The organism is Bacillus cereus group sp. BfR-BA-01523, from assembly GCF_022662615.1.
Taxonomy (GTDB): domain Bacteria; phylum Bacillota; class Bacilli; order Bacillales; family Bacillaceae_G; genus Bacillus_A; species Bacillus_A mycoides.
In genome coordinates this window covers 207,985-228,567 of sequence record NZ_JAKUDX010000006.1, presented here as the reverse complement: position 1 = coordinate 228,567, position 20,583 = coordinate 207,985, and the positions used below count along the sequence as shown (strand labels likewise).

The window sequence follows — 20,583 nt, the reverse complement described above, 5'->3', positions numbered from 1 at the left end:
CTTTAATATAATGAGTATAAAGTTCGAGTATTCGAAGTATTACTTGAATTATATCCCTATCCCTTTTCTAAAAATGCGAACAAGTTTTGCCCTATTCTATTCAATAGTTTATTGTATAGAAATATATTGTTCGATGACCATTATGGAACGCACATAATGGGTAAATCCCGATCCTTAAAGAGGATGCCCCTAATCTTCATGTGAAAATATGATCGGATAAGAAAGCTGGCCAATTTATGGTCAGCTTTCTTTTTGTTCAATGAGTAAGTCTTCTTTAATTTCTGTTTGCAGTAATAAAGTTTTTCCGAAGCGACGTTTACATTCAGCTCGTACTTTTTGAATGGCTAGTAGCTGAGAAGTAGCAGGCACTGTGACAATGGCTTGCCGAGGTTTTCGGTTTTCTTCACAAAAAACACATTCCACAACATATTTAGAAATCATAATTTCATCCTTCCGGTTTGAATTTCTAAGAAGGGACTGCTCATGAAGTTGATGTAAACTTTCGGCATCTTTTTACTTATTTCCTCTTTTTTTTCAAAGGGGAAATAAAAAAGAAGGTGAATTTTAGTAGGGGAGGGATGTATATGGAGAGATGGATAGGTACGGCAGCTATTTGTATGAATGAAAGAAATGAAATTTTAATGGTATTGCAGGGAAAAGAAGGGGAAGAAAAAAGGTGGTCTGTCCCAAGTGGAGGACTTGAAAAGGGAGAAACACTAGAAGAATGTTGTATCAGGGAAGTTTGGGAGGAAACAGGCTACAATGTGGAGGTTGTAAATAAAATATACGAAAAAGAAGGTATTACATACGGGATTCCGGTGTATGTTCATTATTACTTTGTTAAAAAAATAGGCGGTAATATGAAAATCCAAGATCCGGATGAGTTAATACATGAGATTGATTGGAAAGGGATACATGAAGTTGGAAAATTAGCATTAGCTTTTCCGGAGGATTACGAGCTAATATACCGATATATAAATAAAAAAGCAAGTGTGTAAATACTTGCTTTTTTATTGTATCCAAGATAAGAAAAGTGGAACGATAACTAAACTAGCTCCAGCTGTTAAAAGCATTGATAAACTTGCAATTGTACCTTCTACAGGACCGATTTCAAATGCTTTTGATGTTCCAGTCCCATTCGCGCTAGTACCTAGCATTATACCTTTTGCGAGCGCTGTTTTAATACGGCATATGCGTATGAGTGTAGGACCGAATAAAGCTCCAGTTAAGGCAGTTAATACAACGAAAACTGCTGTTAATTGTGACATGCCGCCAATCATTTCTGAAATAGCCATTGCAATAGGTGTTGTTACAATGTGCGGTGCTAAACTTTGTTCTATTGTAGAGTCAATTTGAAAAAAATTAGCTAGTAGTGCGGAAGTAATAACAGATAGAAAAGAACCGACAATGACATTAATTAAAATAGCAGTGCCGTGTTTTTTTAATAGATCAAAATGTTTATAGATTGGCCATGCGAAAGCAACTGTTGCAGGTTTTAATAATTCTGTTAGCCAATGACTACCAGATTCGTAGGTTTCGTATGGTGTATCTAATCCAAGTAATAAAGCTATTAAAATGATTGGGCATACAAGAAGGGGAGAAAGCAAACTCCAATTCCAGCGTTGATACATTTTTTTAGATACCCAATATGTGAATAGTGTTAATAGTAAACAAAGAAAGCCGATCATTGTGTTGATCCTTTCCGCTTTAATAGCAATTCTGTTAAAAGTCCTGTTACGAGAGTGACACAAAGTGTACTAATCACGATAATTAAAACGAGATCGATTCCATACTGTGATAATGTATCTTTGTAACGAATGACAGCGACTGCAGAAGGGATGAAAAATAAAATAAGTTCTTTTAATAAAAAGTCTGCACCGTCTTGTATCCATTCTTTTTTCACTATATTAAATTTTAATGAGATTAACAATAAAAAAATACCGATTATACTTCCTGGAACTGGGAGGTGTGCCTGTTTTGCAATCCATTCACCTGTCCAAGCGAAACAAAATAATAATAAAATTTGTCCGCTTAACTTCCACCATTTCATACAGTAACCACCTCTTTGTTCTTTACATAAAAATTGTGAAAAATAATTAACAATTTCTACTATACGTTCATTCGAAATATTTGTCTAATATATAAATTATATGTTATTAATATATTAGATGTATTAATCGAAAGTGAAAAGGGTGTCCAAAATGGAATTACGGCATTTGCAATATTTTGTTGTAGTGGCAGAGGAATTACACTTTGGACGAGCAGCTGCTCGTTTACAAATGACACAACCACCGCTTAGTCAACAAATTCAGCAATTAGAAAAAGAAATGGGAGTTATGTTATTTTCAAGAACGAAGAGAAAGGTTGAATTAACAGAAGCAGGAGAAATGTTTTTAAAAGAAGTAAAAAAAGCGTTTGAACAAATTGAAAAAGCAGTAGAAGTTGCACAAAGTGCTCAAAGGGGAGAAGTTGGATCACTTTCAATTGGTTTTGTAGGTGCGGCGATATATGATATTTTACCGTCAATCGTCAGAGAGTATAGAAAGAAATTTCCGAGAGTTTCTGTGGCATTACATGAATTGTCCACACCGGATCAGGTACATGCACTTCATGATAATCGAATTGATATTGGATTTTTACGTCCGCCAATTCCAACGCAATTACTTGAGTTAGAACCAATTCAAAAACTTTCATGTACGTTATGTTTACCGAAGGCACATCCTCTTGCTGAAAAGGACGAAATACATATCGAAGATTTAAGGGATGAACCGTTCGTATTTATTACGAGACCAGTATGGCCAGCGTTATATGATACAATTTTATCGCTTTGCCGTGATGTAGGTTTTAGTCCGCACATTGTACAAGAAGCAACGGAGTATCAAACTGTTATGGGGCTTGTAGCGGCAGGTATTGGAATTACGGTAATACCTGTATCCGCAAATAAATTGTATAAAACAGAAGTTGTATATAAAGAGTTATGTGATTCTAATTTTGTTGCAGAAATGTCAGTGGCTTATAAAAAAATGAATAACAATCCAGAGTTGTTAGAGTTTTTGAAAATTGCAAGAGAGAAAAAAAGGATTGAAGTGGAAGATGCGAAGGCTGAATAGTTGATGGAGTTACAAGGCAGTCATGATAATTAAGTTATATAAAGATTCACCTCGTTAAACAAAAAACGGAAATGTAACTAAAGTGCATTTCCGTTTTTTGTTTTTTATTCAATGCTAAAGAGGTAAATATGCTTGGTTTCTAGGACTAAAGGCTTAGTAAAGATTCCGATTGAAGTGCGATGTTTAAAATGTCATATTTTTATACACTAGTAGTATAGAATGCGTATGTTATGAAGCAAGGTAGGGGGAAATTATGTCTTTATTTCGGTTAGCGAGAAAAAATATACAAACATTTGCTGCCCAAAGGTTAAAACAATTTATGTGGATTGCTATGAATACAATGCTTTGTTTTTTTATGATATCATTCCGATTTAATGAAGCTGTAATAAGTAAAGCGGAATATACACCTATGTTTGTAAAGTGGTTTTATGCTATGTTTCTATTTATAGTTTTTGTGTGTATTTTCGTTACATATAAAATGACAACCTCTCTTTTACAGGTAAGAAGAGAGGAGTTTAAATCGTATGAAGTAGTGAAGATGACAAGAAAAGAAATGTTATGTTTATTATGTCAGGAGCAATTATTAACTTACGGAGGAGCTTTTGTTTTCGGATTAATTCATGGTATGTTATTTTTGAAATTATTTATTATTATTTTTATGAAAGCAGTAGGAATCCAAGGGATAACCAATGCACCGATTCCGATGTATGCGGTAGTGATAACAGCAGTTGTTATGATAACCGTCATTATAATATCAATGTGGCAATGTTGTAGGTTTACACAAAGGTTAAAGGATGAAAAGTCATATGAAACGAGGAGAAAGGCATGAGAAATCATGGCTTTTTCTTCATTTTACACATGTTATTAATCATGATACAGTGGGAAGAACTGAAAAAAAGAGTTAAGAAGAAAGGTTGTATGGAATGATAAATGAGCAAGCGATCGTAAAAGTTGATCGATTAACAAAGCGAATTGGTTCAAAGACGTTAGTAGAAAATATTAGTTTTGAAGTGAAAAAAGGTGAAGTAGTTGGCTTATTAGGACCAAATGGTGCTGGAAAAACGACATTAATGCGAATGATGGTCGGAATGATCCGTATGACAGAAGGGGAAGTATGGATTGATGGTCAATCTGTAAAACAGCAATTTGAAAAAACTGCTGCGAAAATTGGTGCTGTAATTGAGACACCAGAATTTTATCCTTTCTTAAGCGGCTATGAAAATTTAACATATTTCGGACGAATGAATGGGAATGTGACTGAAGAGCGTATCGATGAAGTAGTGCAATTGTTAGGAATGGGACAAGTAATTGACCGTAAAGTAAAAGCATATTCACTCGGTATGAGACAGCGTTTAGGAATTGCTCAGGCACTTATACATAATCCAGATGTATTAATACTAGACGAACCGACGAACGGATTAGATCCTAGTGGTATACATGAAATGCGGATGTACATAAAGAAAATTGCGCATGAACAAGGAAAAGCTGTTCTTGTTTCTAGTCACTTACTCTCAGAAGTTGAATTAATGTGTGACAGGGTTATTATTATTCAGCATGGAGAATATGTCGCAACACAAAATATTCAAAGTGATAAAAAGGAAGAAACAGAAGAAATACATATACGTGTAGATGATGCGAATAAAGCGGCAGAGGTTTTAGAATACGATGTTTTAGTAAAAGAAAACGAATTAATTATAAACGTGAAAGATGAAGAAGTTCCAAATATTCTTCGTACATTGATGGAGAAAAACATTCAAGTTTATCGTGTATATGAAGAAAGAAAAACGCTAGAAGAGCAGTTTTTAGAATTAACAGGAGGAAAAGATATTGTTTAATTTAGTTTATAACGAGCTGTATAAAATATTTAAGCGAAAGCGAACGATTATTCCTTTTGCAGTTATTGCGGTATTAATTATTGGATTAGGATGGGTTACGGTAAAATATTTAGAGCCAGAAACAAAAGGGTGGAAAGCGGATTATACAGAACGCACTGTAGAAATTGAGAAAAAGCTCGGCATGAAAAAAGAGGATATTTTAACAGAAAAGTCAGGAGACGAGCTTGTAAAGGAATACCAGCTTAAAATGAAGCATTTAGATACGAATACAGCGCCAGCAAGTAGTTCTCCGCTTTCATTTATGAGAGATACAGGTTTTATCGTATTTCCAATTTTACTTCCGTTTATTCTCGTATATGCGAGTACGATTTTTGCGAATGAATATAGCTGGGGAACATATAAATTTTTAACAATTCGTCCAGCGAGCCGATTTAAAATTTTAACATCTAAGTTTTTGGCAATCGTTATATTTGCGGCATTATTATTTATATTTAATATGATTTTTTCCGTATTATGCGGGTTGATTATTTATAAATTCCAACAACCAGCTTGGGCTGAATTTGTCGTTCAAAATGGAAATATAATAAAACAAAATATTTTCGTAGAAGCAAGTAAATATTATATTTTATCTTGGTTACCAACTCTTGTGTATGCTGCATTTGCCTTTATGATTTCCGTTTTAACGAGATCGAGCGGAGGTGCAATCGGGATTTCTTTATTTCTTGCATTATCAGGGGGAATAGCGCTAATTCCGGCAGCAAGATATGAATGGGCGAAATATTTATTACCAGCGAATACAGATTTATATGGGCTTTTAAAGGGTGGAAGCTTTATTGATGGAGTAACATTCCCATTTGCTTCTTGTATGCTTCTTCTATACTTAGCTGTATTTTTAGGGGTTTCCTATACTGTATTTATAAAACGAGATTTAACAGCATAAGCAAAAGCCGTTAAGGATAACTTAACGGCTTTTTGTTTGTAATAATTGATGAATAGCTTCTTCGGCTAATAGGGCGAAATACTCTGCGCTAATAGGCAATGCTTTTTCATCTACTGTAAAAGCTGGATGATGCCATTCATGTGTACCACTTGTTCCCATAAAGACGAATGAACCTGGTATTTCTTGTTGGTAAAAAGAAAAGTCTTCTCCTGCCATTGATGGTGTAGGAGAGATAACGTTTAGATTCATTTTCTCTGCAATATGAATAGAAAAATCAGTGAGTACTTTATCGTTTTGAACAGCAGGAGGACCTGGATAAAATCGGAATTCTGTTTTTACACCTAGTGCATCAGAAACGCCTTTAATGATACGTTTCATTAATGCCGGAATCTTTTCACGTGTTTCAGCTTGGAATGTACGGACAGTTCCTTCTAATATTGCTTTTTCGGGAATAACGTTCCACGTATTCCCTGAATGAATGTTTGTTACACTTACGACAGCGTTATGAGAAGAACTAATATTTCGGCTTACAATCGTTTGAAGTGCCATAACGATTTGAGATGATGCAACGATAGGATCGACGCCGGCATCAGGCACAGCTGCATGTGTACCAACACCATGGATTTCAATTGCAAATCGATCAACTCCGGCCATTAGTGGCCCATCTTTAATGCCGATTGTACCTACTGGTAAATCAGGTTTATTATGCATACCGAAAATAGCTTGCACGCCACGTAAATGCCCAGCTTCAATAATTTTGCAAGCGCCATTACTACTTTCTTCAGCTGGCTGGAATATAAGGCGGACAGTTCCGTTAAGAGAAGATTCTTTTTCCTTTAATAAATAGGCTGCACCAATAATAGCAGCTGTATGAAAATCATGCCCACAAGCATGCATTTTACCTTGTATTTTTGAAGTGTATGGAAGGTCTGTTTCTTCCTGGATAGGAAGGGCATCGATATCAGCACGAAGCGCTACAACCGGTCCGTTTTTATTACCAGAAATTTCAGCGATAACTCCTGTTTCTAAATTGGAATCAATAATAGTGATATTGGCCTCGTCTAACCAATTTTTTATCGCTTTTGTCGTTTCAAATTCTTCGTATGATAGTTCTGGATTTTCATGTAAATGCCGGCGAATGGAAATAAGTTTTTCTGTTAATTGATCAGGAATAGATGCCACTTATTATGCCCTCTTTCTTAAGTGAAATATTTGTATTAATTATACAATAATAAAAGAGAGGATTCTCAAATGAAAATCCTCTCTCGTTTTATGCTGCAACTTTTTTATGAGTATGCTGTTTTTTATAACGTCCACGCATTGCGTATGCAATTTGCGGAATTGCGATACCGATTAAAATAAGTGATACACCGATCCATTGTGAAGATAGTACAGCTTCTTTTAAAACGAATACAGACATAATTGTTGTAACTGGCAGTTCTGCTGCACCAAGAATAGTTGCTAATCCAGAACCGATTTTTGGAATGCCAATTGTAAAGGCAATAGATGGAATAACGATACTAAATATTCCTAATCCTAAGCCGTATTTCCAAAGGCCTTGAGAGATCGCCCCATTAAAAATAAATGTTGGCGGGAATACGATCATGACTAAAGTTAAAGCGCCAGCCATTAAAAGGACACCGCGTGTTAATGAAGGTACTTCAACGGCAACTTTCCCGCTTACGAAAATGTATGTTGCAAATGTAACAGCAGATAATAAGCCTAAAATGATTCCAGTCGTATCGAAATCACCAGCTGATGTTTCTAATAACCCACTTGATAAAAATGTACCTGCAAGTAAGAAGATTACTGAAATAACTTTTTCTCTTGAAGGTAATGTTTTTGTTGCGACTGCTTCAATGATAATCCCAACCCAAACGAACTGGAATAAAAGTATAATTGCAATAGAAGCTGGTACAGTTTTTAAAGAAGCGTAATAAAAAATTCCAGTAAAACTTGCAGACGTTCCTGCGACGAATAAAATTAACATTTGTTTTAGTGGAACACGATGTCTAGAAAATAGAAGTGTAATAGCAAGTAAAATAATCCAACCGAACAAATACTGGCTACCAATTACCTCTCCAAGTGAAAACCCTTCTGCATATGCAAGTTTAACAAAAATAGCTAAAACCCCATAACTACACGCTCCTAATAAAACTAAAAGAGAATAACGAAGCATGAAAAATTCCTCCCATCTATATGAAATTGTTCCGTAACGGACATATATAACTAGAGGGAAGTATACAAAATTAAAAATGAAGGGTCAAATGAAAGAAAAGTGCAAAATTTTATAGAATAATAATAAAAGTATGATATTTATGCATAATCTTGAAATTAATAATAATTAAAGTATTGTAAAATCAGCTTTATGTTGTATAAAGACAGCATTTGAAAAAAATTTTTAAGGCCAATAGGTGTGAAGTCAATTGTAATGTGCTAATCATTTGAGAAACTGTGGAACCTTTGTTATGTTAGTAACAATTAGAAAGAGTTTCATAATTCAATTGAGATTTTTCTATATAATAGAAGGGAATGAAAACGTTTTATTAGAAAATGTGTGAAAGGGTAGTTTTTCTTATTGTCATGTTGGAAAAGTGAATTCATGAAATGTCCATAGTATTTTCAATTGTTTTTGCTACAATATTGAAGAGGAGAGGAGTGGAATAATGCAAGATATTAGTATTTTTTTAGCGTTTGGAGCTGGGTTCTTATCATTTATATCCCCATGTTGCTTACCGCTTTATCCGGCATTTTTATCATACATAACAGGTATGTCGGTTTCTGAATTGAAAGAAGAAAATGCAATGCTTCGCAAAAGAAGTATGATACATACAGCGTTTTTCTTACTTGGTTTTTCAATTATTTTTATTGCAATTGGATTTGGTACAAGTTTTATTGGAGGCATCTTTACAAATTATAAAGATTTAATTAGACAGTTAGGCGGTATATTTATCATCGTGTTTGGTCTTATTATTGTCGGTGTATTTAAGCCGAAGTTTTTAATGCAAGACCGTAAATTTACGTTTAAAAATCGTCCGAGTGGCTATTTTGGATCCGTTCTAATTGGGTTGGCCTTTGCTGCTGGATGGACACCTTGTACTGGGCCTATATTAGTGTCTGTCATTGGATTAGCAGCAACAAATCCAGAATCGGCAATGATTTATATGATTGCTTACATACTTGGATTTGCTATCCCATTTTTCGTACTTTCATTCTTTATTACGAAAATGTCTTGGATTAAAAGAAATAGTATGAAATTCATGAAGATTGGAGGATACGTTATGATTGTCATGGGTATCTTCCTATATTTTAACTGGATGACGAAAATTATCGTATATTTCTCAAGTTTATTTGGTGGTTTTACCGGTTTTTAGTATTATTCTGTGAAAATGTTGGAAATACTAACGGAAAAGCATATAATAAAATTATATTTTGCATATAGCCACAAAAAAGGATGAGAAAATATGAACATAGTTCTGTTATCAAGTATCGTTGCTGTTTGTATGGCTGTCGGTGCGATGTTTATTCGTTTAAAAGCAGCTAAGAAACCTGCAACATTGAAAAAAATTATACTTCCCCCATTTTTTATGAGCACGGGAGCGTTGATGTTTGTTTTTCCTGAATTTCGATTAACTCCAGCAGAAATGTTAGAAGCAATTGGCGTCGGTTTGTTTTTCTCTATTTTTCTTATTAAAACATCTAAATTTGAAATTAGAGGACAAGAGATTTATTTGAAGCGTTCAAAAGCATTTGTTTTTATACTAATTGGATTACTTGTCGTGCGGATTGTATTTAAAACATACTTAAGCCAATCTCTTGATTTAGGACAACTTAGTGGCATGTTCTTCTTACTTGCGTTTGCAATGATCGTTTCATGGAGAATTGCAATGTACCGTTCCTTTACGAAATTACAGAAGGAAATGGAAAAAGAAGATGGTTTTTATAATGAAAAAGATATGAAGTTAACGTAAAGAGTGTTATATGTATAAAGAAACAACGTCTGATTAGACGTTGTTTTTTGTTAATCACTGAAAGGTAACTTCCTCAATTCTAGTTGTGATGTATAAATTGTCGACCATCGAAGAAGCAATTTAAGTTTGACGTTACGAATGGACCGATATAAGGAATACTATTTGGTTTGAAGTTTTATCATCGGTAATTGGTGGCTAAGTTAGATTAGGTTGGAGCGTATAGGAGACGTTCCTTCATTAACAATTACTCCACTTGATGGTACTGATACAACATGAAAGTGGAATGTTAATGACGAAATTTCGCTTAGCTTAAGTGTCTTGAGCCGAATCTAATATTGCAAATATAAATGCAACAGGATCAATTGCTGCGAATACAACATATACCTCTGTAAATATTACAGGTACTGGTGATACGATTTATACGAGTGCTGTAGGGTTACAGATAGATTTAGCGAAAGCGAGATTAATTGCTACAAAATCAGTAACTGTAAGTTGAGCTTATAAAAAAGATTGCTATAAAATAGCAATCTTTTTTATAAGGAATAATGGGCTTACTTTGCAAGTAAAGTTTTATAGTTAGAATAATCAATCTCTTTTTCTTGTAGTTTCTTAATTAAAAATTTATGATCGCGCTTCGGTGTGGCAACGATATATCCTTGTATGATTAAATCTTGTGTAATTTTTGGAGCGTTTTCCTTTATTGCAAGTTCCCCAATTTTACCGGCAATTTTTGATTTGGCAACATCACGAAATAGTTCAGGAACGGGACTTACTAGTTCTTCTAACAATTGTTTTTGTTCGTCAGCCCATAAATGTCTCGTTTTATTTATGTAATGCTCTTCCCAATCTAAAATGGACATACCGTCTTCTTTCGGTAATCGTTTTAAAAATTTTCTGAACATAAAGTATCCACCGATAGACATAAGTCCTAATAAAATAACAGTCCATAATACAATAAACCAACTGAACCATCCTTCGAGCAAGTGTATCCCCCCTTAATGATTGCGGTTTTCTTTTATTCATATTATAAACAGTGAGATTCATAGAAAGCAAGAACGCTTGGTCAATTTGACCAAGCGTTGTAGTTTAAACGAAGTATAGTTGTTCAACACATAAAATATCATTGTCATTTTCTACATATTCAATGATGAGTGTGCCAACTTTACGATCTTTATCTTCAGTTGTGAAAATAGAGTAAGAAGTAAAACGTGCTGTTGATAGGCCGCTTATATGTGTAGGTAAAGGAATGTAGTCGTTATCGCGGAAGAATTCCATTAGTTCAATATCTTCAAATTCTTTTCGGTCAACTTGTTTGTTTGTATAGCGGCGTTGAAGTTGTTTTAAAGATGCATTCCAAGAAATTGCTTTTGTGTCGTATACCATTGTTCTATCTCCTTACTGTATGTAATTATTAAGAACATACGTTCTAATCTAGTATACTCTTTTTATAAGAAAAGGGAAAGCAAAAAATAATGTAAGCTTGGATTTCCAAGCTTACATTATTGATGCGTCCGTCATAATCTCTATTTTTTATTATAAGTTAGATAAGAATAAGAAACAAGATGATATATATCTTGTTGATAGTTTTCAAAATTCTGTTTATTATTTATGTATTACAGTACAAGGGAATGAGAGAGATGACATACGTAATTTCACTCCAAGGACCGATGGCAAGTGGAAAAACAACATTGGCCAAAAGCTTAGAGCGATGTGGGCTTTCAGTTATATATGAAAACCCTTATCCAATTGTAGAAAAGCGGAAAGAATTAAATTTGGATATTTACACAAAAGAGGGGTTTATTACAAATCAAAAAATGTTTATTGAAGCAAAAATAAAAGAGTTTCAAAATGTGAAATCAGTCATGATTTTTGACCGCGGACCAGAAGAAATTGAATTTTATACACTCTTTTATCCGAAGATGATAGGGAAAGAGTGGGATATAGAAACAGAATTAAAAGATGAATTGTATAAATTAAGAGAATGCCGTTCGGATGCAATTTTTTATTTAGATGTTTCGAAAGAGAGTTTGTATGATAGGAGAAATAATGATAGGACAAGAAATCGAAGTACATTTGAGGAACAATTTAAATTAGTAGAAGTTGAAAAAGAATGGTATAAACAATTTCCCGTAACTTATGTGGACACTAATATATTATCAGTGGACGAATTAGAGGCATATTTTATAGGGTGGCTAAGGGAGAAAAGGCTATGAAAAAAATATTATTATTCGTATACCCGACATTTGCAGAGTTTGAAATAACGGTAGCAACAGCATTGCTGAAAAAGAAATATGAAATCATTACAGCGGGTTTAACAAAAGAAATGATTATAAGTGAAACAGGCTTACAAGTACAGCCGCATATAGAATTAAGTGAAGTGCGTGTAGAAGAATATGAGGGGATTATCATTCCGGGCGGAGATGAAATACATATGAAAGAGGCGAAACCGCTTTTTTCAGTTATTCGTCAATTTTCTGAGCAAGGAAAATTAGTGGCAGCGATTTGTGCTGGACCGTATGCGTTAGCAAGAGCAGGTTTATTTAAAGAAATCTCTTATACAGTGACTATAGATTATCAAAAATTAGATTGTTTTCCAGTAGAAAATTTTGTGTATACAGAAGTTGTACAGCACGCAAATATTATTACAGCACAAGGACATGCATTTGTGCCATTTGGACTAGCGATTGCCTCCTATTTTGGAGTAGTGAATGAACATAATACAAATTTTTATAGTGGAAAGGGCAATATAATGATGGAGAATCTTTTACCGGAAAACGTGTAAAAGCTAGCGAATGCTAGCTCTTTTCTTTTTTACATCGATAAATCACTAACGTTTTCGGATCGCGCCATATACCGTTGTGAAGTGATAAATCATTTTCTATTTCTTCTTTTAGCCATTCCTTCATTTCGGTGTGAAGGGACATATTATCAGGTATATTCAGCGACGGGAACATGCTAGAAATATAGTTAACGATTGGAGTGGCATGATGAAAAACGAGTGCATTATGAATAATTGTTTCTTCAACAGTTGAAAAAATAGATTGTAGTATCTCTTTACCATTTTCTAAACAAAATGGAGCTACAGCTGGTGATGTTTTCGGTAAGTCAAATGCGTCTAGCATACTGTTACACATTTCAACTATACGAGGCATTGAAACTTTAGAATTTGTTGTAGCTAGAAGTGAGCCACCGGGACGAATTACTTTATGGAATCCTTGAATTGTTTTTTCGACATCTTTCATGTGGTATAACATATGCCTTGCGATTATCAGGTCATAACAATTAGCTTCGAAAGGAAGTTTACTAGCATCACCGAGTTTCCATTCAATCGTATTATTCGTTATAGCGGCTTCAGAAATCATGGTTTTCGATTGATCAAAGCCGGTTAACTGGCCTTTATGACCATTAGTTTGCAAAAGGGAAAGAAATTTTCCGTTAGCACACCCGACCTCTAATATTTTTTCTTCCCCTTGGAGTTGTAAATGTTCAATGACGACTTCATCTACATTCACTTGTTTTTCTTCGTAATGTTTATGCGTATCGATACGTGTTTGTAAATGGTCACTAACGTTGTATTGACGTTTTACATCATTCATTTTTTCACATTCCACCTTTATGCAAAATTGCTGAATCGCATGTGTTAATACGTCTGTTTTATTTAAACCTTCGTAATGGAGTACGTCTTCAAACCTTGTAAGTAATTTTTCTTCAATTCGAAAATGAATATCTTTTCGCTTCGCCACTGAAATTTCGCCCCTTTGTATCTGTTAGTGAGACTATAGCACGTCTGAAAAAAATCTGTAAATAAATTGTGTACACAAGTACAAGTATGAGAGGGATAAAAAATTGCTTGAATAATATTTTAAACTATTGACGATTTAACCGTTTTCATATATTCTTAAATTAAGTAATATTCAAATAATTCAAAAGAAATGAGAGAGTCACATGCTTCTTCAAGGAACACATCGAATTGGTCGTATGGCCATGCTGTTGGCACTTGCGGATGAGAATGAAAGTCCCGTATTATCTATTCCGAAAGGTTGGAAATATTGTACTGGGAAAGTTGGTTCTATGAATTCGCAAAAAGTAGTAGCAGCAATGGAAACAGCGGCTAAGAGCAACCGAGTTATTGAAACAGATGTTTACAGAGAAACACATGCACTTTATCATGCAATTATGGAAGCTTTGTACGGAGTGACGAGAGGTCAAATTCAGTTAGCAGACGTTCTTCGTACAGTAGGACTTCGCTTTGCGATTGTGCGCGGTACACCATACGACGGAAAAAAAGAAGGCGAATGGGTTGCTGTTGCGCTTTATGGAACGATTGGTGCACCTGTAAAAGGATCTGAGCATGAGGCGATTGGTTTAGGAATTAATCACATATGATTTGCCCATAGTCTATTAGTTAGAAGGGGGCCTTATTTTTTAGGACAGGAGTCTGTCTTAAAAAGATAAGGTCCCCTTTTGCCTTTATAAGGAGGAAAAAGAATGATTACGTTAACAGGACACACATTGACAGTTGAAGAAATGAAGAGGTTGTTACTTGAAGGTGAAGGTGTAACAGCTTGTCCAAATAGTATGCAACAGGTAGCAGAGTGCCGCGAAGTAGTTGAGAAAATCGTAGAGGACGGAAAAGTCGTTTACGGTATTACAACTGGATTTGGAAAGTTTAGTGATGTGCTTATTCAAAAAGATGATGTAAAAGCACTTCAGCACAACTTAATTCAGTCACATGCGTGCGGAATAGGCGATCCATTCCCTGAAGAAGTATCACGCGGTATGTTGATTTTACGAGCTAATACGATGTTAAAAGGAGTATCGGGTGTTAGACCACTTGTTGTAAACATGCTTCTTGAGTTTGTAAATCGTAAAATTCATCCAGTCGTTCCGCAACAAGGATCACTTGGTGCGAGTGGCGATTTAGCACCTTTATCTCATCTTGCTCTCGTTTTATTAGGTGAAGGTGAAGTGTTCTACAAAGGAAAACGAGTTCATGCGATGGTTGCTCTTACAGAAGAAGGACTTGAACCTATTGAACTTGAAGCAAAAGAAGGTCTTGCGTTAATCAATGGTACGCAGGCAATGACAGCGCAAGGGGTTCTTTCTTATATAGAAGCTGAAGCAAGTGCTTATCAATCAGAATTAATTGCATCGATGACAATGGAAGGATTACGCGGCATTATTGATGCATTCGATGAAAATGTTCATAAAGCGCGTGGTTATAAAGAGCAAGTCGAAGTGGCAAGCAGAATTCGTGATATTCTTCATGATAGTAAACTTGTGACAAAACAAGGAGAACTTCGTGTACAAGATGCATATTCACTTCGTTGTATCCCGCAAGTTCACGGTGCTTCTTGGCAAGTTTTAAATTATGTGAAAGAAAAATTAGAAATTGAAATGAATGCAGCAACAGATAATCCACTTATTTTTGATGGCGGTGAAAAAGTAATCTCTGGTGGTAATTTCCACGGACAACCAATTGCATTTGCAATGGACTTCTTAAAAGTAGGGATGGCGGAGCTTGCAAATATTTCAGAGCGCCGTATTGAACGCCTAGTAAATCCGCAATTAAATGACTTACCACCATTTTTAAGTCCAGAACCAGGACTTCAATCAGGTGCCATGATTATGCAATATGCAGCGGCTTCACTCGTTTCAGAAAATAAAACGTTAGCTCATCCAGCGAGTGTAGATTCAATTCCGTCTTCAGCTAACCAAGAAGATCACGTAAGTATGGGAACAATCGCTTCACGTCATGCGCATCAAATTATTCAAAATGCAAGACGCGTTCTTGCAATTGAGATGATCTGTGCGATGCAAGCAGCAGAATATCGCGGAATTGAAAACATGAGTACAGTTACAAAAACGTTCTATCATCAAGGTCGTCAGCAAGTGCCATCTATTACAAATGACCGTATATTCTCAACGGATATTGAAAATATCGCGCATTGGTTAAAAACGAATTATTCAATAAAGGAAAGATTGGATGTAAATGCAGCACTATAAAACGAGAAAAGGGAGAGATTGAAATGGAAAAAGTACAACAAACAATTCGTGCGGCAAGAGGTACTGAGTTACAAACGAAAGGATGGGTTCAAGAAGCTGCACTTCGAATGTTAATGAACAATTTAGACCCTGAAGTAGCTGAAAAACCAGAAGAATTAGTTGTATACGGCGGAATTGGCCGTGCAGCTCGTAACTGGGAAAGCTACCATGCAATTGTTGATTCATTAAAAACGTTAGAAAACGATGAAACGTTACTTGTTCAATCAGGAAAACCAGTTGCAATTTTTAAATCACATGAAGATGCGCCTCGCGTTCTTTTAGCGAACTCAAACTTAGTACCGAAGTGGGCGAACTGGGATCACTTCCGTGAATTAGAGAAAAAAGGTCTTATGATGTACGGACAAATGACAGCGGGTAGCTGGATTTACATTGGGACACAAGGGATTTTACAAGGAACATATGAAACATTTGGTGAAGCGGCACGTCAACATTTCGATGGTTCATTAAAAGGTACTGTAACGATTACTGCTGGTTTAGGTGGCATGGGTGGCGCACAACCGCTTGCTGTAACGATGAACGGCGGTGTTGTAATTGCTATTGATGTAGATAAGCGTAGTATCGATCGTCGTATTGAAAAGAGATATTGTGATAAGTATACAGAATCATTAGAAGAAGCATTGGCTATTGCAAACGAATATAAAGAGAAGAAAGAGCCTATTTCAATTGGATTATTAGGTAATGCAGCAGAAATTTTACCTGAGTTAGTAAACCGTAATATTATCCCTGACTTAGTTACGGATCAAACTTCTGCCCATGATCCATTAAACGGTTATATTCCAGTAGGTTACACAGTAGAAGAAGCAGCGAAGCTTCGTGAAGAAGATCCAGAACGTTACGTACAATTATCAAAAGAAAGTATGAAAAAACATGTAGAAGCAATGCTTGCAATGCAAGAAAAAGGCGCGATTACATTTGATTACGGAAATAACATTCGCCAAGTTGCTTTCGATGAAGGATTAAAAAATGCTTTCGATTTCCCGGGATTCGTTCCAGCATTTATCCGTCCATTATTCTGTGAAGGAAAAGGACCATTCCGCTGGGTAGCACTTTCTGGTGATCCAGAAGATATTTATAAAACAGACGAAGTTATTTTACGCGAGTTCGCGGATAATGAGCATTTATGTAATTGGATTCGTATGGCACGTCAGCAAGTTGAGTTCCAAGGTCTTCCATCACGTATTTGTTGGCTTGGTTATGGCGAGCGTGCGAAATTTGGCCGCATTATTAATGAAATGGTGGCTAATGGTGAATTATCAGCACCGATCGTTATCGGCCGTGACCATTTAGATTGTGGATCAGTAGCATCTCCAAACCGTGAAACAGAATCTATGAAAGACGGTAGTGATGCAGTAGCAGACTGGCCAATTTTAAATGCATTAATTAACAGTGTAAACGGTGCAAGCTGGGTGTCTGTTCATCACGGTGGTGGCGTTGGTATGGGTTATTCACTTCACGCTGGAATGGTTATCGTTGCAGATGGAACAGAAGCAGCGGCAAAACGTATTGAACGCGTATTAACTTCTGACCCTGGTATGGGTGTTGTTCGTCACGTTGATGCTGGCTATGACTTAGCGGTTCAAACTGCGAAAGAAAAAGGCGTTAACATCCCAATGATGAAATAAGGAGGAAGAAACATGCTGGACACTTTACTAATAAATATCGGTCAATTACTAACAATGGATCAAGAAGATGGCTTGTTAAGACGGGAAGCGATGAATACGCTTCCTGTTATTGAAAACGGTGCGGTTGGAATTGAAAATGGTGTAGTTACTTTCGTTGGAACAGCGGAAGAAGCTAAAGGATTACAAGCGAAAGAGGTTATTGATTGCGACGGGAAAATGGTTTCTCCTGGTCTTGTTGATCCGCATACTCATCTTGTATTTGGTGGATCTCGTGAAAATGAAATCGCGCTAAAACTACAAGGAGTTCCGTACTTGGAAATTTTAGAACAAGGTGGAGGTATTCTTTCAACTGTAAATGCAACGAAACAAGCGTCGAAAGAAGAACTTGTTCAAAAAGCTAAATTCCATTTAGACCGTATGCTATCTTTTGGAGTTACAACTGTAGAAGCGAAGAGTGGTTACGGATTGGATGATGAGACAGAATGGAAACAATTAGAGGCAACTGCACAATTACAAAAAGAGCATTCAATTGATTTAGTTTCAACATTTTTAGGTGCTCATGCAGTTCCGAAAGAGTATAAAGGAAGATCGAAAGAATTTTTACAATGGATGCTAGATTTATTACCGGAAATGAAAGAGAAGCAATTAGCTGAGTTCGTTGATATTTTCTGCGAAACAGGTGTGTTCTCTGTAGAAGAATCAAAAGAATTTTTATTAAAAGCGAAAGAGCTTGGCTTTGATGTGAAAATTCATGCAGATGAAATCGATCCTCTTGGTGGTGCGGAAGCAGCGGCTGAAATTGGTGCAGCATCAGCGGACCATTTAGTTGGCGCTTCTGATAAAGGAATTGAAATGCTTGCGAATTCTAATACAGTAGCAACTTTATTACCAGGAACAACTTTCTATTTAAATAAAGAAAGCTTCGCACGCGGCCGCAAAATGATTGATGAAGGTGTTGCAGTTGCTTTAGCTACAGACTTTAACCCAGGTAGCTGTCCAACTGAAAACATTCAGCTTATTATGAGCATTGCGATGCTGAAACTGAAAATGACACCAGAAGAAGTTTGGAATGCGGTAACAGTGAACTCATCTTATGCCATTAATCGAGGCGATGTAGCTGGGAAAATTAGAGTTGGTCGTAAGGCGGATTTAGTTTTATGGGATGCTTATAATTACGCTTATGTACCGTACCATTACGGCGTAAGTCATGTAAATACAGTATGGAAGAATGGGAATATCGCATATACAAGAGGTGAACAATCGTGGAGCACGGCCACTATTTAAAGAAAAATGCAAAGTTTATCGATCGTGAAGTGACGAAGTGGAGCGAAATGATTAAAAATTGGGAGGAAGGTGTGGAAATATTCGGTGCTGCCTTAATTGGAGCGCCCCTTTCTAAACCATCTATTAGCCATTCAGGAGCATGTTTTGCACCAAAAACAATTCGTTCAATGTTGGATGCATATAGCACGTACGCAATTACAGAAGAACACGATATGAAAGAAAGTGTTCTTCATGATTGTGGTGATATTACGATGCATGTGACAGATATAAAAGAGAGTCATAACCGAATTGCGAAAACAGTTGGTCACTTGACGAAAGTAAATCCGAAAATGATACCAATCGTTCTTGGTGGTGACCACTCGATTAGTTTTCCGAGTATAACTGGTTTTGCAAATAGTAAAGGGAAGGTCGGTATTATTCAATTTGATGCCCATCATGATTTACGTAATTTAGATGATGGTGGTCCATCAAATGGTACACCGTTCCGTAGTTTGCTAGAAAATGATGTGATTACAGGAAAACAGCTCGTTCAAATTGGGATTCGTAATTTTTCAAATGCACGAGCGTACCATGAATATGCAAAAGAGCATGGTGTGACAGTGTATACAATGAAAGATGTAAGAGAGCGAAAAATAAAAGATCTTATTTCAGAAAGTATTGAAGTATTAAGAAAACAAGATGTGACTTCTATTTATATTTCTCTTGATATGGACGTACTAGACCAAGCGTTTGCGCCGGGCTGTCCAGCAATTGGCCCTGGTGGGATGGATAGTACAACTTTACTTGATGCAATTGAATTTCTTGGTAAAGAGCCACTCGTTCAAGGGATGGATATAGTAGAAATTGATCCAACTCTTGATTTTAGGGATATGACGAGTAGAGTAGCTGCGCAAGTGATTATGAGTTTTCTTTTAGCGCGAGAAACGATTAGTAAACAGGTTAGTATATAAGCGAAGGATCGTGTGTGAAGTTTTGAAGCAACCGTTTTTGTCATTATATAAAAATACATCGCTACTTATATGTAGTGATGTGTTTTTTTTGTTTTACAAGGTATATAAAATTGGAGAAAATGGGTGTAGAAATGTAACAAAATCGCGGGTTTTTTAGTGTTTCTGTACAGCTTGAATTTTTATGTGTAAATAAATTGACATAGAAAATAATTTTGTGATATTATAAAAATTTTGCTAAAAAAATAAATGTGTGTTAAGATTGAGAAGGTTACCATATATGGAGGTGGATTATTTGTTTCAAATTGGCGATAACATCGTTTATCCAATGCACGGAGCAGGTATAATTAAAGCCATAGAAGAAAAGGAAATCTCAGGAGAAAAAAGACAGTATTATGTTATAAAAATGTCGGCTAGTAATATGGAAGTAATGATTCCTATGGGGAAAATATTGAGTTCAAATATACGACCAGTTACAGATATAAAGGCATTAACAAACATAATAGATATTTTTCAGCATGGGGAATCAGATAGATTACTTACGTGGAAACAAAGGTATAAATTAAACACTGATAAAATAAAAACGGGTAAAATACAAGAAGGTGCTGAAGTTGTACGTGATTTATTACGTATGCAGAAAGAAAAAGCACTTAATGCAAGCGAAAAGAAAATGTTAGATAACGCACATGAATTTTTGATTAGTGAGCTGGGATTAATTGAAGGTATCACAGAAAATCAAATAAAAAGCTTTTGTTAAGATTCATTGTAGATAATGTATTACATCCCAAAAAAGATCTTGAATTTTTTG

The 20,583-nt window shown here is 35.7% G+C and carries 23 protein-coding genes; 15 read left to right on the top strand and 8 right to left on the bottom strand.

Annotated elements, in window-relative coordinates; all coding sequences use genetic code 11:
* Positions 1 to 240: 240 nt before the first annotated feature.
* A complete protein-coding gene (locus MR066_RS17905) occupies positions 241 to 441 on the bottom strand; it encodes a DUF3903 domain-containing protein (protein ID WP_002137765.1) in 201 nt (66 codons plus the stop codon).
* A gap of 143 nt (positions 442 to 584) precedes the next feature.
* Between MR066_RS17905 and MR066_RS17900 the strand changes: the two genes are divergently transcribed.
* The gene (locus tag MR066_RS17900; protein WP_242248016.1) at positions 585 to 998 is read left to right on the top strand and encodes an NUDIX hydrolase; all 414 of its coding nucleotides are present in this window, start codon (positions 585 to 587) and stop codon (positions 996 to 998) included.
* A gap of 12 nt (positions 999 to 1,010) precedes the next feature.
* Here MR066_RS17900 and MR066_RS17895 read toward each other — a convergent pair whose 3' ends face one another.
* Together MR066_RS17895 and MR066_RS17890 are read right to left on the bottom strand one after the other, a co-directional pair.
* Positions 1,011 to 1,688 carry an LrgB family protein gene (locus tag MR066_RS17895; RefSeq protein ID WP_098632834.1) on the bottom strand — a complete coding sequence of 226 codons (678 nt, stop codon included), beginning with the start codon at positions 1,686 to 1,688 and terminating at the stop codon, positions 1,011 to 1,013.
* Positions 1,685 to 2,050, bottom strand: coding sequence for a CidA/LrgA family holin-like protein (locus MR066_RS17890; protein ID WP_242248015.1), 366 nt, complete (start codon positions 2,048 to 2,050; stop codon positions 1,685 to 1,687). The genes MR066_RS17895 and MR066_RS17890 overlap by 4 nt, the downstream gene beginning before the upstream one ends.
* 151 nt (positions 2,051 to 2,201) lie before the next feature.
* On the opposite strand from MR066_RS17890, the gene alsR reads away from it, so the two are divergent.
* From alsR to MR066_RS17870, 4 genes are all read left to right on the top strand, one after another.
* On the top strand, positions 2,202 to 3,110 hold the full coding sequence (gene alsR, locus MR066_RS17885) for an acetoin biosynthesis transcriptional regulator AlsR (RefSeq protein ID WP_002033496.1): 909 nt from the start codon (positions 2,202 to 2,204) through the stop codon (positions 3,108 to 3,110).
* 253 nt (positions 3,111 to 3,363) lie between these two features.
* Positions 3,364 to 3,939, top strand: a complete 576-nt coding sequence (locus MR066_RS17880; RefSeq protein ID WP_242248013.1) for an FtsX-like permease family protein — start codon at positions 3,364 to 3,366, stop codon at positions 3,937 to 3,939.
* Positions 3,940 to 4,033: 94 nt separating this feature from the next.
* Entirely contained in the window at positions 4,034 to 4,945 is a 912-nt protein-coding gene (locus MR066_RS17875; protein WP_002014392.1) for an ABC transporter ATP-binding protein, read from the top strand.
* Positions 4,938 to 5,885, top strand: a complete 948-nt coding sequence (locus MR066_RS17870) for an ABC transporter permease (RefSeq protein ID WP_002128553.1) — start codon at positions 4,938 to 4,940, stop codon at positions 5,883 to 5,885. Before MR066_RS17875 ends, MR066_RS17870 begins: the two co-directional genes overlap by 8 nt.
* Before the next feature lie 21 nt (positions 5,886 to 5,906).
* Here MR066_RS17870 and MR066_RS17865 read toward each other — a convergent pair whose 3' ends face one another.
* Both MR066_RS17865 and MR066_RS17860 read right to left on the bottom strand, forming a co-directional pair.
* A complete protein-coding gene (locus tag MR066_RS17865; RefSeq protein WP_242248011.1) occupies positions 5,907 to 7,067 on the bottom strand; it encodes a M20 peptidase aminoacylase family protein in 1,161 nt (386 codons plus the stop codon).
* Positions 7,068 to 7,155: 88 nt separating this feature from the next.
* Positions 7,156 to 8,064 (bottom strand): EamA family transporter, encoded by a 909-nt coding sequence (locus MR066_RS17860; protein ID WP_002033502.1) that lies wholly within the window; start codon positions 8,062 to 8,064, stop codon positions 7,156 to 7,158.
* A gap of 487 nt (positions 8,065 to 8,551) precedes the next feature.
* Between MR066_RS17860 and ccdA the strand changes: the two genes are divergently transcribed.
* Together ccdA and MR066_RS17850 are read left to right on the top strand one after the other, a co-directional pair.
* Positions 8,552 to 9,259, top strand: a complete 708-nt coding sequence (gene ccdA / locus MR066_RS17855; RefSeq protein ID WP_001152684.1) for a cytochrome c-type biogenesis protein CcdA — start codon at positions 8,552 to 8,554, stop codon at positions 9,257 to 9,259.
* Positions 9,260 to 9,349: 90 nt separating this feature from the next.
* Complete coding sequence (locus MR066_RS17850) at positions 9,350 to 9,856, top strand: CcdC family protein (protein ID WP_002014224.1); 507 nt, start codon at positions 9,350 to 9,352, stop codon at positions 9,854 to 9,856.
* Between the two features lie 551 nt (positions 9,857 to 10,407).
* On the opposite strand, the gene MR066_RS17845 is transcribed toward MR066_RS17850, so the two are convergent.
* Positions 10,408 to 10,839, bottom strand: a complete 432-nt coding sequence (locus MR066_RS17845) for a DUF2621 domain-containing protein (RefSeq protein ID WP_002165260.1) — start codon at positions 10,837 to 10,839, stop codon at positions 10,408 to 10,410.
* 103 nt (positions 10,840 to 10,942) lie between these two features.
* Positions 10,943 to 11,239 (bottom strand): hypothetical protein, encoded by a 297-nt coding sequence (locus tag MR066_RS17840; protein WP_002014228.1) that lies wholly within the window; start codon positions 11,237 to 11,239, stop codon positions 10,943 to 10,945.
* Between the two features lie 254 nt (positions 11,240 to 11,493).
* On the opposite strand from MR066_RS17840, the gene MR066_RS17835 reads away from it, so the two are divergent.
* Complete coding sequence (locus MR066_RS17835; RefSeq protein ID WP_242248010.1) at positions 11,494 to 12,069, top strand: AAA family ATPase; 576 nt, start codon at positions 11,494 to 11,496, stop codon at positions 12,067 to 12,069.
* Positions 12,066 to 12,638, top strand: a complete 573-nt coding sequence (locus MR066_RS17830) for a DJ-1/PfpI family protein (protein WP_002137752.1) — start codon at positions 12,066 to 12,068, stop codon at positions 12,636 to 12,638. Before MR066_RS17835 ends, MR066_RS17830 begins: the two co-directional genes overlap by 4 nt.
* Before the next feature lie 13 nt (positions 12,639 to 12,651).
* Here MR066_RS17830 and MR066_RS17825 read toward each other — a convergent pair whose 3' ends face one another.
* Positions 12,652 to 13,599, bottom strand: a complete 948-nt coding sequence (locus tag MR066_RS17825) for a class I SAM-dependent methyltransferase (RefSeq protein ID WP_002014232.1) — start codon at positions 13,597 to 13,599, stop codon at positions 12,652 to 12,654.
* A gap of 202 nt (positions 13,600 to 13,801) precedes the next feature.
* Here MR066_RS17825 and hutP point away from each other — a divergent pair, with 202 nt between their 5' ends.
* The 6 genes from hutP to MR066_RS17795 all read left to right on the top strand — a co-directional run bounded on the left by hutP (position 13,802) and on the right by MR066_RS17795 (position 20,532).
* Positions 13,802 to 14,242 (top strand): hut operon transcriptional regulator HutP, encoded by a 441-nt coding sequence (hutP, locus tag MR066_RS17820; RefSeq protein WP_000926519.1) that lies wholly within the window; start codon positions 13,802 to 13,804, stop codon positions 14,240 to 14,242.
* Positions 14,243 to 14,344: 102 nt separating this feature from the next.
* On the top strand, positions 14,345 to 15,862 hold the full coding sequence (hutH, locus tag MR066_RS17815; RefSeq protein ID WP_063219752.1) for a histidine ammonia-lyase: 1,518 nt from the start codon (positions 14,345 to 14,347) through the stop codon (positions 15,860 to 15,862).
* 23 nt (positions 15,863 to 15,885) lie between these two features.
* Positions 15,886 to 17,544: a urocanate hydratase gene (gene hutU, locus MR066_RS17810; protein WP_002033512.1), complete on the top strand. Its 1,659-nt coding sequence runs from the start codon at positions 15,886 to 15,888 to the stop codon at positions 17,542 to 17,544.
* Positions 17,545 to 17,556: 12 nt separating this feature from the next.
* Positions 17,557 to 18,828 (top strand): imidazolonepropionase, encoded by a 1,272-nt coding sequence (gene hutI, locus MR066_RS17805; protein WP_012261421.1) that lies wholly within the window; start codon positions 17,557 to 17,559, stop codon positions 18,826 to 18,828.
* Positions 18,807 to 19,778 (top strand): formimidoylglutamase, encoded by a 972-nt coding sequence (hutG, locus tag MR066_RS17800; RefSeq protein WP_002128542.1) that lies wholly within the window; start codon positions 18,807 to 18,809, stop codon positions 19,776 to 19,778. Before hutI ends, hutG begins: the two co-directional genes overlap by 22 nt.
* Positions 19,779 to 20,070: 292 nt before the next feature.
* Positions 20,071 to 20,532: a CarD family transcriptional regulator gene (locus tag MR066_RS17795; RefSeq protein ID WP_170935206.1), complete on the top strand. Its 462-nt coding sequence runs from the start codon at positions 20,071 to 20,073 to the stop codon at positions 20,530 to 20,532.
* Positions 20,533 to 20,583: the final 51 nt, after the last annotated feature.

Bases quoted from the DNA above. Each gene is read 5' to 3' on its own strand.
- MR066_RS17905 (WP_002137765.1), bottom strand. From the start codon at position 441: ATGATTTCTAAATATGTTGTGGAATGTGTTTTTTGTGAAGAAAACCGA.
- MR066_RS17900 (WP_242248016.1), top strand. From the start codon at position 585: ATGGAGAGATGGATAGGTACGGCAGCTATTTGTATGAATGAAAGAAAT.
- MR066_RS17895 (WP_098632834.1), bottom strand. From the start codon at position 1,688: ATGATCGGCTTTCTTTGTTTACTATTAACACTATTCACATATTGGGTA.
- MR066_RS17890 (WP_242248015.1), bottom strand. From the start codon at position 2,050: ATGAAATGGTGGAAGTTAAGCGGACAAATTTTATTATTATTTTGTTTC.
- alsR (WP_002033496.1), top strand. From the start codon at position 2,202: ATGGAATTACGGCATTTGCAATATTTTGTTGTAGTGGCAGAGGAATTA.
- MR066_RS17880 (WP_242248013.1), top strand. From the start codon at position 3,364: ATGTCTTTATTTCGGTTAGCGAGAAAAAATATACAAACATTTGCTGCC.
- MR066_RS17875 (WP_002014392.1), top strand. From the start codon at position 4,034: ATGATAAATGAGCAAGCGATCGTAAAAGTTGATCGATTAACAAAGCGA.
- MR066_RS17860 (WP_002033502.1), bottom strand. From the start codon at position 8,064: ATGCTTCGTTATTCTCTTTTAGTTTTATTAGGAGCGTGTAGTTATGGG.
- ccdA (WP_001152684.1), top strand. From the start codon at position 8,552: ATGCAAGATATTAGTATTTTTTTAGCGTTTGGAGCTGGGTTCTTATCA.
- MR066_RS17850 (WP_002014224.1), top strand. From the start codon at position 9,350: ATGAACATAGTTCTGTTATCAAGTATCGTTGCTGTTTGTATGGCTGTC.
- MR066_RS17840 (WP_002014228.1), bottom strand. From the start codon at position 11,239: ATGGTATACGACACAAAAGCAATTTCTTGGAATGCATCTTTAAAACAA.
- MR066_RS17835 (WP_242248010.1), top strand. From the start codon at position 11,494: ATGACATACGTAATTTCACTCCAAGGACCGATGGCAAGTGGAAAAACA.
- MR066_RS17830 (WP_002137752.1), top strand. From the start codon at position 12,066: ATGAAAAAAATATTATTATTCGTATACCCGACATTTGCAGAGTTTGAA.
- hutP (WP_000926519.1), top strand. From the start codon at position 13,802: ATGCTTCTTCAAGGAACACATCGAATTGGTCGTATGGCCATGCTGTTG.
- hutH (WP_063219752.1), top strand. From the start codon at position 14,345: ATGATTACGTTAACAGGACACACATTGACAGTTGAAGAAATGAAGAGG.
- hutU (WP_002033512.1), top strand. From the start codon at position 15,886: ATGGAAAAAGTACAACAAACAATTCGTGCGGCAAGAGGTACTGAGTTA.
- hutI (WP_012261421.1), top strand. From the start codon at position 17,557: ATGCTGGACACTTTACTAATAAATATCGGTCAATTACTAACAATGGAT.